The organism is Actinoplanes sp. NPDC020271, from assembly GCF_044388125.1.
Taxonomy (GTDB): domain Bacteria; phylum Actinomycetota; class Actinomycetes; order Mycobacteriales; family Micromonosporaceae; genus Actinoplanes.
In genome coordinates, this window is sequence record NZ_JBIRWQ010000004.1 from 569,657 (window position 1) to 581,047 (window position 11,391).

An 11,391-nucleotide genomic window follows, 5' to 3' on the forward strand; every position below is an offset into this window, starting at 1 on the left:
AAGGGGACCAGCGGGGGCCCGGGACAAGGCCCCCGCTGAAGGGGACGGCGAGCGGCCTACCCAAGCCTGCCACCCGCACCACTGAGTCAAACGAAACCCAGTACCCACCGGTTACGTCACGAAACATCCGTTTTGCGAAGTTTTTCGGAATCAAAAACCCCAACCCCTCATGTGGTACGCACGGAGCACCGCTCACGCCGTACCACATAAAGGGGTTGGGGTTTGTTGTCCGCGAGTGATCAGGCGAGCTTGCGCGCCAGGTTCTCGTCGAGCGCGTTCATGAACTCGTCCGTGGTCAGCCACGGCGCGTCCTTGCTGATCAGCAGCGCCAGGTCCTTCGTCATCTGACCGCCCTCGACGGTCTCGATGCAGACCCGCTCCAGCGTCTCGGCGAACTGGGTGACCTCCGGCGTCCCATCCAGCTTGCCGCGGTGCTTGAGCCCACCCGTCCACGCGAAGATCGACGCGATCGGGTTGGTCGAGGTCTTCTCGCCCTTCTGCCACTGCCGGTAGTGCCGGGTGACAGTGCCGTGCGCGGCCTCGGCCTCGACGGTCTGCCCGTCCGGCGTCATCAGGACCGAGGTCATCAGGCCGAGCGAGCCGAAGCCCTGCGCGACGGTGTCGGACTGCACGTCACCGTCGTAGTTCTTGCAGGCCCAGACGTAGCCACCCTCCCACTTGAGCGCGGCCGCGACCATGTCGTCGATCAGCCGGTGCTCGTAGGTGATGCCGGCGGCCTTGAACTGGTCCGCGAACTCGGTCTCGAAGATCTCCGCGAACAGGTCCTTGAAGCGGCCGTCGTAGGCCTTCAGGATCGTGTTCTTGGTCGACAGGTAGACCGGGTAGTTGCGGGCCAGACCGTACCGGAACGAGGCGCGCGCGAAGTCGCGGATCGACTCGTCGAAGTTGTACATCGCCATGCCGACGCCGCCGGCCGGGAAGTCGGCCACGTGCATCTCGATCGGCGCGGAACCGTCCTCCGGGGTGAAGGTGACGGTCATCTTGCCCTTGCCGGGCGCGACGAAGTCCGACGCCTTGTACTGGTCGCCGTGGGCGTGACGACCGATGATGATCGGCTTCGTCCAGCTCGGGACCAGGCGGGGTACGTTGCTCAGAATGATCGGCTCGCGGAAGACGACGCCGCCGAGGATGTTGCGGATCGTGCCGTTCGGCGACCGCCACATCTTCTTCAGGCCGAACTCCTGCACCCGCGCCTCGTCGGGCGTGATGGTGGCGCACTTGACGCCCACACCGTGCCGCTTGATGGCGTTGGCGGAGTCGATCGTCACCTGGTCGTCGGTCTCGTCCCGGTACTGAATGCCCAGGTCGTAGTACTCGAGGTTGACGTCGAGGTACGGCAGGATCAGCTGCTCACGGATCTGCTTCCAGATGATCCGGGTCATCTCGTCGCCGTCGATCTCCACGACCGGGTTCTTGACCTTGATTTTCGCCATCGGCCGGCGCTCCTCTCCCGAAACACACGCTTAGCAGTACGAGCGTACTGCCCGCCCGCTGAAGATCGCCGGGCGGCCCCGAACTGGTGATCCCCCTCTACCATCCCAGCGATGACGCCCGTGCGTGCCGATAAGCGTCACGAGCCCGGGGTCAGCTGATGATCGCGCCGTAGGCACGGGCGAACTGTGCCGCCTGAGCGAGGTCGATCTTCGCGCCGGCGATGTCGACGTCGCGCAGCGGTGCGCCGTCAAGATCGGCACCCCGGAGATCAGATCCCTTGAGTACGGCGTTCTTCAGCCGGACATTCGACAGATCCGCGCCCCGCAGGTCGGCCTTCGACAGGTCCGCCCCGGTCAGATCGGCCTCGCGCAGCCGCAGCGCGCCGAACCGGATGCCGGACAGATCGTGCCCGCGCAGCGACACGAAACCCCAGTCACCGCCGGTCACGGTGAGGGGGCGCAATCCGCAGTCGTCGAACGTCGTGCCGGTCAGTTTGCAGTCGTCGAACGTGGCGTCGAAGAACGAGCAGCGGCGCAGCGTGGACTGCAGGATCGCGGTGCGTTTGAACGTGGCCGCGTTGAACTTGACGTTGCCGAACTCGCACCGCTCGAACGTGCAGGCCGTGAACGTGGACTCACTCCAGTCCACGTCATGGAACACGCAGTCCACGTAGTGAACGCGCTCCTCCTCGGCAAGCGCCCAGTCCTCCCCCGAGAACCGCCGCTCCACCCGCTGGCTCATGAGATTCTCTCGAAACGCCGCCGCTGAGGAGCCAGCTGATTTTCCGACGCCCGCGGGCTTTGCGGGTGGCGGAAAATCATCTGACTCCTCAGCGGTTACAAGGCGTTTCGTGCGCGGAGCGAAGCGGAGTAATCAGACTCAGCGGAGCAATCAGACTCAGCGGAGCAATCAGACTCAGTGGTAGAAGTGGCGGGTGCCGGTGAAGTAGACCGTCAGACCGGCCTTCTCGGCGGCCTCGATCACCAGGTTGTCGCGGATCGAACCGCCGGGCTGGACCACCGCCTTGACGCCGGCCTCGATCAGCACCTCCAGCCCGTCCGGGAACGGGAAGTAGGCATCGGAGGCGGCCGCGCTGCCCGCCGCCCGCTCGGCCCCGGCCCGGGCGACCGACAGCTTCGCCGAGTCGACCCGGTTGACCTGGCCCATGCCGATGCCGACGGTCGCGCCGTCGTGCGCCAGCAGGATCGCGTTGCTCTTCACGCTGCGGATGGCCCGCCAGGCGAACGCCAGGTCGCGCAGGACCTCGGCGGAGGCCGGGGCGCCGGTCGCGAGCGTCCAGTTGGCCGGGTTGTCGCCGTCGGCGTCGATCCGGTCGGAGAGCTGCACCAGGACACCGCCGCCGACCTGCCGGATCTCCGCGGGCGGCGGGTTCCACGCCGGGGCGACCAGGACGCGCAGGTTCTTCTTCTCGCGCAGCACGTCGAGGGCCTCGGGCGCGAACGACGGCGCCACGATCACCTCGGTGAAGATCTCCGCGACCTGCTTGGCCAGTTCGAGCGTGACTTCCTGGTTGACGGCGATCACGCCGCCGAACGCGGAGACCGGGTCGCACTCGTGCGCCTTGCGGTGCGCCTCGGCCACGTCCGCACCGATCGCCACGCCGCACGGGTTGGCGTGCTTGATGATCGCCACGGCCGGGTCGGTGAAATCGTTCGCGGTGCGCCAGGCGGCGTCGGCGTCGACGTAGTTGTTGTAGGACATCTCCTTGCCGTTGAGCTGCTCGGCCTGCGCCAGCCCGGCGGGAGCGTTCGGATCGGTGTACAGGGCGGCCTGCTGATGCGGGTTCTCGCCGTACCGCAGAATGTTCTGCTTCTTCAGGGCGAGGCCGGCGAATTCCGGCCACTCCGTGCTTTCGACCAGCGTCGAGGCGGTCCAGTTCGCCACCGCGACGTCGTACTCCGCGATGTTGATGAACGCTTCGGATGCCAGAACCTTGCGCTGTGCCAGCGTGAATCCGCCGCTCTGCAGCGCCGACAAGATCAACGGGTATGACGAAGCGGAGACGACGACCGCGACCGAGGCGTGGTTCTTCGCCGCGGCGCGGACCATCGCCGGACCACCGATGTCGATCTTGGCGATGCACTCCTCCTCGCTCGCCCCGGAGGCGACCGTCTCGGAGAACGGGTAAAGGCTGCTGACCAGCAGGTCGAACGGCTCGATGCCGTGCTCGGCCAGCTCCTGCGCGTGGCTGTCGAGCCGCAGGTCGGCGAGCAGACCCGCGTGCACCTTCGGGTGCAGGGTCTTCACGCGGTCACTGAGGATCTCCGGGAAGCCGGTCAGATCCTCGACCCGGGTCACCGGGACACCGGCCTTCTCCACGGTCGACGCGGTGGAGCCGGTCGAAACGATCTCCACGCCGGCGGCGTGCAGCGCCTGGGCCAGCTCGACGATGCCGGCCTTGTCCCACACGCTCAGCAGCGCCCGCTTGATCGGCCGCAACCCCTGGTCGGTCATGCCGACACTCCGCTTCGCTCCGCGCCGGCATGACTGTTGAGACTGAGCCGAATGGTGCCCTCGCTGCGCTGGGTCACGGGATCCGTACCTTCCTGTTCTGAATGGTCCAGCCCTCACGGACCAGGCGGCCGACGTAGTCGACCAGCTGGGCCCGCTCGGCCACCTTGATCCGCTCGGTCAGCGTCTCCTCCGTGTCGTCGTCGAGCACGGGAACGCTGACCTGGGCGATGATCGGTCCGGTGTCGACGCCCGCGTCGACGAAGAAGAGCGTCGCGCCGGCCAGCTTCACGCCGTAGGCGAGCGCGTCGCGCGGCCCGTGGATGCCGGGGAACGACGGCAGCAGCGCGTTGTGCGTGTTGATGTAGCGGTCGCCGAACGCGTCCAGGAACTGCTTGCCGACCAGCTTGAGGAAACCGGCCGAGATGACCAGGTCGGGCCGGTGTGCGGCGACGTGCGCGGTGAGCGCGGCATCCCAGTCGTCGCGGGTCTCGTAAGCCTTCACCGAGTCGACGAACGTGGGGACACCGGCCGCGGCGGCGATCTCGAGACCGGCGATGCCGTCCCGGTCCGCCCCGACGGCGACGACCTCGGCACCGTAGGCCGGATCCGTGGCCGCGTCGAGAAGAGCTTGCAGGTTGCTGCCCGATCCGGAGATCAGGACGACCAGGCGGGCGGGCGCGGGGTCAGTCACCTGAGCACCCTATCCGGGCCGCACGGAGCAACCGAAATCGGGCGGTTATCTGCGGCTTTTGTTCACCGAGGCGCGGCTCTTGCTCCCGGCCGGGCGACGCGAGGTGCTGAAGACCCGGGCGGCTGTCGCACCGACGATCACCGAGATCGCGGCGACGACCATGGCGACCACCCCGACCTGACCGGCGGCCGGCCCGATCTGGGCGAGGCGCCCGCTGCCGACCGGCCCGCCCGAGCACCACGCGAGGACGCCCACCACCAGACCGGTCACCGGACCGGCGAGCAGGCCCGCGCCGATCAGCAACGACCAGGACGGCTCCGGACCCTCCGCCCCGGAACCGCGGCCCGGGCCCCAGGCGTGCGCCCGCCCGTACCGCAAGCGCTGGGTGAGGCCCCAGCCGGCGACAGCCCCGGCGACCACCGGAAGCGCCAGCAGCAACGTGCCACCGGCGCCGGCCGGACCGTTCGGCAGGCCCGCCAGCAGCGGCAGCGTGGGCAGGTCACCGACCGCCAGCTCGGTCACCGAGACGATCGACCCGACGCCGAGCGCGAAACCCGGCCCGAGCAGGTAGGCGGTGGTCCAAATCGCCGCGTTCACCGCGTAGGCCACACTGACCAGCGTGATCCCGGCCTGGCCGGCCGTCCCGGTGTGGTACGCGGCGATGATCTTCGTGGCGTCGCCGCCGCTGAGCGCCACCGACAGGCCACCGACCGCGGCGCCGGCTCCGAGCATCAGGAACGCCGCGACCAGACCGGTCCGCAGGCCGTGGCGCAGCGCCGGCGGGACACGCCGGGCCAGCGTGGTGACGGCGCCACTGCCGCGCAGCGCGCCGATCAGCGATCCGATCAGCCCGAGCAGCAGAAAATCAGACGCGGCCCGCGCGGTGGAGACCTGAGTGCCGCGACCATCCGTCAGGTGGGCGGTCAAGGCACCGATTGCCGCGTACGTCGCCCCGATGCACACGGCCACGAGGAGCGCCGACCCGATCGAGCCCGAGCGCCGCGCGCCGATCGCCCTGGTCACGTGCAGCCCGGCCCGGTTGAGCCGCCACAGCACGAGCGCGGTGAGCAGGAGCGGGGCGAGCCCGAGCGGGCCGATCGACGTACCGATCGGCACCCCGTGACCGAGCAGCCAAGCGGCCGCCCCGGCGTGTGCCGCCCCGGCCAGGCCGCCCTGCCCCTCCAGGGTGCGGGCCAGCCCCATCGCGGCGGTGACGGGCAGATAGATCAGCAGTGCCGCCCAGATCGTGGCGAAAGCCACCGCGACCGGCAGCGGCGCACCACGTAGCCGTTCCGGAGGACGGCGCTGGCTCGGCACCCGGACCGTCTCGCGCCGGCCGAGCACCTCGTCGTCGACGACGACGGTGTCCCTGGTCGCCGGGTCAGGAGCGGACTCGTCCCGGACCGGCAGGGCCTCGGTGTCCCGCACCACGGACTGCAGCGCCTCGGCGACCGCGAACGGGTCCTCCGAGCCGCCGGGACGGTCGGTTGTGCTGGGCATCGCGACCTACCTTGTCACGCCGGAGCACTTACGGCGATGCAGATACGACGGCGCGCCGCCGATCGGGTCGTATCGACCCGGCCCGCGGCGCGCCGACCGTAGAAAATCGATGGTCAGCTCATGATCTCGCGCATGAGCCGGGCGGTCTCGCTCGGCGTCTTGCCGACCTTGACCCCCGCCGCCTCCAGCGCCGCCTTCTTCGCGTCGGCGGTGCCGGCCGAGCCGGAGATGATCGCGCCGGCGTGACCCATGGTCTTGCCGGGCGGGGCGGTGAAGCCCGCGATGTAGCCGACGACCGGCTTGGTCACGTTGGCCTTGATGAACTCGGCCGCCCGCTCCTCGGCGTCGCCACCGATCTCACCGATCATGACGATCGCGTCGGTGTCCGGGTCCTCCTGGAACGCCTTCAGCGCGTCGATGTGCGTGGTCCCGATGATCGGGTCGCCACCGATGCCGACGGCGGTGGAGAAGCCGAACTCCCGCAGCTCGTACATGAGCTGGTAGGTCAGCGTGCCGCTCTTGCTGACCAGGCCGATCCGGCCGTGCGGGGTGATGTCGGCCGGGATGATGCCGGCGTTCGACGCACCCGGCGAGGCGATGCCGGGGCAGTTCGGGCCGATGATCCGGGTCTTCTCACCCTTGGCCACGTTGTAGGACCAGAACGACGCCGAGTCCTGCACCGGCACGCCCTCGGTGATCACGATGGCGAGCGGGATCTCGGCGTCGATCGCCTCGACCACGGCGGCCTTGGTGAACGCCGGTGGGACGAAGACGACCGACACGTCGGCGCCGGTCTCCTTGATCGCCTCGGCGACCGTGGCGAACACCGGAAGCTCGGTGCCGTCGAAGTCCACCTTGGTGCCGGCCTTGCGCGGGTTCACGCCGCCGACCACGTTGGTGCCCGCGGCGAGCATCCGCTTGGTGTGCTTGGAGCCCTCACCACCGGTGATGCCCTGGACGATGACCTTGGAGTCCTTGGTGAGCCAGATAGCCATTAGTTCACTTCCCCGCAGCCGCGAGCTCGGCGGCCTTCTCTGCCGCTCCGTCCATCGTGTCGACCCGCGTGACCAGCGGGTTGTTGGCGCCGTCGAGGATGGCGCGGCCGGCCTCGGCGTTGTTGCCGTCGAGGCGTACCACGAGCGGCTTGGTGACCGTCTCGCCGCGCTCGGCGAGCAGCTCGAGGGCCTGGATGATACCGTTGGCCACCGCGTCACAGGCGGTGATGCCGCCGAAGACGTTCACGAAGACCGACTTGACGGCCGGGTCGCCGAGGACGATCTCCAGGCCGTTCGCCATCACCTGGGCGCTCGCGCCACCACCGATGTCGAGGAAGTTGGCCGGCTTGACGTTGCCGTGCCGCTCACCGGCGTACGCGACGACGTCCAGGGTCGACATGACCAGGCCCGCGCCGTTGCCGATGATGCCGACCTCGCCGTCGAGCTTGACGTAGTTGAGGTTCTTGGCCTTGGCCGCCTGCTCGATCGGGTCGACCGCGGACTTGTCCTCGAGCGCCTCGTGGTCGGGGTGCCGGAAGCCGGCGTTCTCGTCCAGCGTGACCTTGGCGTCGAGCGCCAGCACCCGGCCGTCGCCGACCTTGGCCAGCGGGTTGACCTCGACCAGCAGCGCGTCCTCGGCCACGAAGGCCTGCCACAGCTTCACCGCGATGTCGACGACCTGCTCGGCGACGTCGGCCGGGAACTTGGCGAGGGCGACGATCTCCCGCGCCTTGGCCTCGTCCACGCCCTTGCTGGCGTCGATGGCGACCTTGGCGACCCGGTCCGGGTCGGTCTCGGCGACCGTCTCGATCTCCATACCACCGGCGACGCTGGCGATGCAGAGGAACGTGCGGTTGGCCCGGTCCAGCAGGTAGGAGAAGTAGTACTCCTCCTTGATGTCGGCCGTCTCGGCCAGCATCACCTTGTGAACCGTGTGGCCCTTGATGTCCATGCCCAGGATGTCGGTCGCGCGGGCCTCGGCCTCGTCGGCGCCGTCGGCCAGCTTGACGCCGCCGGCCTTACCGCGGCCGCCGACCTTGACCTGCGCCTTGACGACGACCTTGCCACCGAGGCGCTCGGCGATCGCCCGGGCCTCCTGCGGGGTCTCGGCGACGCCGCCGCCCAGCACGGGCAGCCCGTGCCGTTCGAACAGGTCGCGCCCCTGATACTCGAACAGGTCCACGTGTCTCCTTTCGCTCGCGACGCCAAGCGCCGGCAAGCCGCACCATTGCGTCCCGACCTGTTGTGTGCGCGGCGCGTCGCAGTGGCGCCGCCAGCGTGAGGATCGTCGGGCCATCCTTCTCATGGCCCTCATCCGCAGACTAGCGATCGAATCGGGCTCCGTGCCCTCGCGGGTACACCGTGTGCAAGACCACACACTGGAGGGACAAAATCGCAGCTCCGGGACGGTCGGGACGGCTGCGCGAGAAGAGCTTGCCGGGGCGGGTCTTTCGACGCGCCCGGAAGTGTTCGGAAAAAGTCACGCGGGCGCGCGTAACCCCGGACGAGAGGGGGTCGTTGAGTGTGATGTCGGCGGGCTGCTACACGGGCACGCGGACCAGAAAGCGGCCGATGCCCTGTCGGTCGAGGGGTGGCGGCGGGGCATCGCGCATAGAGGGGCCGGACGTGTGAGGGGTGCGTCCGGCCCTTCCCTATGCCTCAGGCGACCTGGCTTCCCACATTGGCGCGGACCCATTCGATGATGGATGCGGTAGTCGCACCGGGCGTGAATACCTTCGCTACACCGAGTGATTCCAATTCCGTGATGTCGTCCTCCGGAATGATGCCGCCACCGAATACCACGATGTCAGCGGCCTCGCGCTCGGCCAGCAGTTCCAGCACCCGGCGGAACAGCGTCATGTGCGCGCCGGACAGGATGGACAGGCCGATGGCGTCGGCATCCTCCTGAATCGCCGTCTCGACGATCTGCTCGGGCGTCTGGTGCAGCCCGGTGTAGACGACCTCCATACCCGCGTCGCGCAGCGCGCGGGCCACCACCTTGGCGCCCCGGTCGTGCCCGTCCAAGCCGGGCTTCGCCACGACGACCCTGATCCGTGCTTGCATGCCAACCCCTCTTCGGTGTCCACCTGAACGAACGGTAACCCGCGGCGCCCGGCCGCGGGTAGCACCCCCGACCAGGACACGGCCCGGGAATGGTTACTCCGGTCACATTACTTTCCGTTTTATGGGCGATTACACACCGTCGCTAATTTGCCCCTAAGGAAAGTAAGCCAATTCGGACAATAGCCGATCAATACCGGCGTGGAACTGTCACGAAAATGGCGCTGCGACTTGTGAGTGGGCAGCCGTTTCGTTACCGTGGCCACGGCTCCCGCACAGGTTCATCCCCAAGCGAGCGCCCGGCCAACACTCGTTAACCGCTTGACGCGGGGTGCGAGGGTGCCGCCGCAATGTCGTCGACGGAGGGTTGTTCGTGCGCCAGCGCTTGTCGTCTGAGCCCGATCGCTATCGCGGCCGCCGCCGCGTACCCACTCCTCCGCGCAGCCGTTACGCCGCTGTCGTCACCTCCGCATTCGTCGGAGCCGGTGTGGTCGCCCTCGGCGCCGCCAACCTCTCCGACGCCAAGGCCGTCAGCCCGGACGTGCTGCAGAGCCTGGACCAGTCACAGCAGTCGCAGGCCGCCACGGACGCCCTGGCGAACCGTTCCGACCCCAGCCGCGCCTCCCGCGGTGAGAACCGGGACGCCGCCGCCAAGGCCGGCACCGCACTGACCGACGATCAGGTCGCCGCCGAGGCTTACGCCTTGCCGCTCGACGACTACGAGTTCACCGCCCCGTTCGGGGTCCGGTTCGGCAAGCTGCACGCCGGCATCGACCTGGCCGCCCCGGAGGGCACGCCGTACATGGCGGTGCACGGCGGCACGGTGACCGCGGCCGGCTACAACGGCGGCTACGGCAACTCGATCACCGTCCGGCAGGACGACGGCACCGAGATCATCTATGCCCACTCCCGGCGGCTGCTGGTGAAGAAGGGCGACACGATCAAGGCCGGCCAGGTGATCGGTGAAGTCGGGAACACCGGTTACTCGTACGGGACGCACCTGCACCTGGAGATTCACGTCGCCGGCAAGCCGGTCGACCCGATCACCTTCCTCAAGGCCCACGGAGTCGACATCCAGCTCCAGATCGAGTCGTACTACTCGATGCAGGCCAAGGCCGACGCCTCCTCCTGAATGATCGGCGCGTTTCGGTAGCAAACTGGTTGGACCGGCCGCACACCCCCTCAGCGCTCCCCCATCGGGGCCGACAGAACCGTGACAGCACTGATCACGGTCGTCGGGAGGAGAGTCTCGCGTGGGGCAGCAAACGGGCGCGGGCAGGCACGGGCGGCACCGCCAGGAACGCCTCCACCGGCACCGGGCCCCGGCCTTCCCGGCCCTCTTCGCCAGCCGCAGCCGCTCCGCGATCTCGCTCACCGCGCTGACCGCCACCCTCGCCACCGGGATCGGCGTCGCCGGGGCCGCCGCCTCCGCAGCCACCCCCGCACACCACACCGCCCCGAACAGGCACACCGCCGCGCACGCCGGGGCCGCGCTGCCGATCGTGCCGCCGGCGGATGACGAGGCGCCCGCCAAGGCGTACCCCTGGGAGCCCGACACCGACGCCGACACCGGAGCCGTCCACTCCGCCGAACCGGTGAAACGGCGAGACCGGCCCACCCCGAAGGCCGCCCCGCCGGCCGTGCCCGGCGCGACCGGCGCCGCCTGGGTCAACCCGAACCCGGCCGCGCGCGTCACCTCCTGCTTCGGGCAGCGCTGGGGCCGCCTGCACGCCGGCGTCGACCTGGCCGCACCGGACGGGAGCCCGATCCTCGCCGCGGGCGCCGGCGTCGTGATCCGGGCCGGAGAAGCCGAGGGGTACGGCAACGCCGTGCTGATCGACCACGGCAACGGCTGGCTCACCCACTACGGGCACCTGTCCCGCATCGCGGTCACCGTGGGGCAGGCCGTGCAGGCCGGCCAGCAGATCGGCGACGAGGGCTCGACCGGGCACTCGACCGGCCCGCACCTGCACTTCGAGGTGCACGAGGGGCACTACAAGAACCCGGTCGAACCGACCGCGTGGATGCACCAGCACGGCGTGGACATCGCCGGCTGCTCGGCGTACTGAACGGGGCCGGGGCGGGGGGGGGGGGGGGGGGGGGGGGGGGCGGCGGGGGGGCGGGGGGCGCGGGGCGGGGGGGGGGGCCGGGCCCCCCCCCCCCCCCCGCGGGGGGGGGGGGGGGCGGGGGGTGGGGGGGGGGGGGGGCCCCCCC

10 protein-coding genes are annotated in these 11,391 nt (G+C 69.5%); 2 read left to right on the top strand and 8 right to left on the bottom strand.

The window, feature by feature from the left end:
• Positions 1–239: 239 nt before the first annotated feature.
• The 8 genes from ACH442_RS12795 to ACH442_RS12830 all read right to left on the bottom strand — a co-directional run bounded on the left by ACH442_RS12795 (position 240) and on the right by ACH442_RS12830 (position 9,180).
• The gene (locus ACH442_RS12795) at positions 240–1,454 is read right to left on the bottom strand and encodes an NADP-dependent isocitrate dehydrogenase (protein ID WP_396338107.1); all 1,215 of its coding nucleotides are present in this window, start codon (positions 1,452–1,454) and stop codon (positions 240–242) included.
• 151 nt (positions 1,455–1,605) lie between these two features.
• Positions 1,606–2,196: a pentapeptide repeat-containing protein gene (locus ACH442_RS12800; protein ID WP_396338108.1), complete on the bottom strand. Its 591-nt coding sequence runs from the start codon at positions 2,194–2,196 to the stop codon at positions 1,606–1,608.
• A 174-nt stretch (positions 2,197–2,370) separates the two neighbouring features.
• Positions 2,371–3,930 carry a bifunctional phosphoribosylaminoimidazolecarboxamide formyltransferase/IMP cyclohydrolase gene (purH, locus tag ACH442_RS12805; protein WP_396338109.1) on the bottom strand — a complete coding sequence of 520 codons (1,560 nt, stop codon included), beginning with the start codon at positions 3,928–3,930 and terminating at the stop codon, positions 2,371–2,373.
• A 73-nt stretch (positions 3,931–4,003) separates the two neighbouring features.
• Positions 4,004–4,621 carry a phosphoribosylglycinamide formyltransferase gene (purN, locus tag ACH442_RS12810; RefSeq protein WP_396338110.1) on the bottom strand — a complete coding sequence of 206 codons (618 nt, stop codon included), beginning with the start codon at positions 4,619–4,621 and terminating at the stop codon, positions 4,004–4,006.
• A gap of 45 nt (positions 4,622–4,666) precedes the next feature.
• A complete protein-coding gene (locus ACH442_RS12815) occupies positions 4,667–6,121 on the bottom strand; it encodes a DUF6350 family protein (RefSeq protein ID WP_396338111.1) in 1,455 nt (484 codons plus the stop codon).
• A gap of 113 nt (positions 6,122–6,234) precedes the next feature.
• Entirely contained in the window at positions 6,235–7,116 is an 882-nt protein-coding gene (sucD, locus tag ACH442_RS12820; RefSeq protein WP_396338112.1) for a succinate--CoA ligase subunit alpha, read from the bottom strand.
• A 4-nt stretch (positions 7,117–7,120) separates the two neighbouring features.
• Positions 7,121–8,299, bottom strand: a complete 1,179-nt coding sequence (gene sucC, locus ACH442_RS12825; protein ID WP_396338113.1) for an ADP-forming succinate--CoA ligase subunit beta — start codon at positions 8,297–8,299, stop codon at positions 7,121–7,123.
• Between the two features lie 476 nt (positions 8,300–8,775).
• Positions 8,776–9,180 carry a cobalamin B12-binding domain-containing protein gene (locus ACH442_RS12830; protein WP_396338114.1) on the bottom strand — a complete coding sequence of 135 codons (405 nt, stop codon included), beginning with the start codon at positions 9,178–9,180 and terminating at the stop codon, positions 8,776–8,778.
• Positions 9,181–9,550: 370 nt separating this feature from the next.
• Here ACH442_RS12830 and ACH442_RS12835 point away from each other — a divergent pair, with 370 nt between their 5' ends.
• Positions 9,551–10,309 carry a M23 family metallopeptidase gene (locus tag ACH442_RS12835; protein ID WP_396338115.1) on the top strand — a complete coding sequence of 253 codons (759 nt, stop codon included), beginning with the start codon at positions 9,551–9,553 and terminating at the stop codon, positions 10,307–10,309.
• Positions 10,310–10,430: 121 nt separating this feature from the next.
• Complete coding sequence (locus ACH442_RS12840) at positions 10,431–11,246, top strand: M23 family metallopeptidase (RefSeq protein ID WP_396338116.1); 816 nt, start codon at positions 10,431–10,433, stop codon at positions 11,244–11,246.
• Positions 11,247–11,391: the final 145 nt, after the last annotated feature.

Bases quoted from the DNA above. Each gene is read 5' to 3' on its own strand.
- ACH442_RS12815 (WP_396338111.1), bottom strand. From the start codon at position 6,121: ATGCCCAGCACAACCGACCGTCCCGGCGGCTCGGAGGACCCGTTCGCG.
- ACH442_RS12830 (WP_396338114.1), bottom strand. From the start codon at position 9,180: ATGCAAGCACGGATCAGGGTCGTCGTGGCGAAGCCCGGCTTGGACGGG.
- purH (WP_396338109.1), bottom strand. From the start codon at position 3,930: ATGACCGACCAGGGGTTGCGGCCGATCAAGCGGGCGCTGCTGAGCGTG.
- ACH442_RS12800 (WP_396338108.1), bottom strand. From the start codon at position 2,196: ATGAGCCAGCGGGTGGAGCGGCGGTTCTCGGGGGAGGACTGGGCGCTT.
- ACH442_RS12795 (WP_396338107.1), bottom strand. From the start codon at position 1,454: ATGGCGAAAATCAAGGTCAAGAACCCGGTCGTGGAGATCGACGGCGAC.
- sucD (WP_396338112.1), bottom strand. From the start codon at position 7,116: ATGGCTATCTGGCTCACCAAGGACTCCAAGGTCATCGTCCAGGGCATC.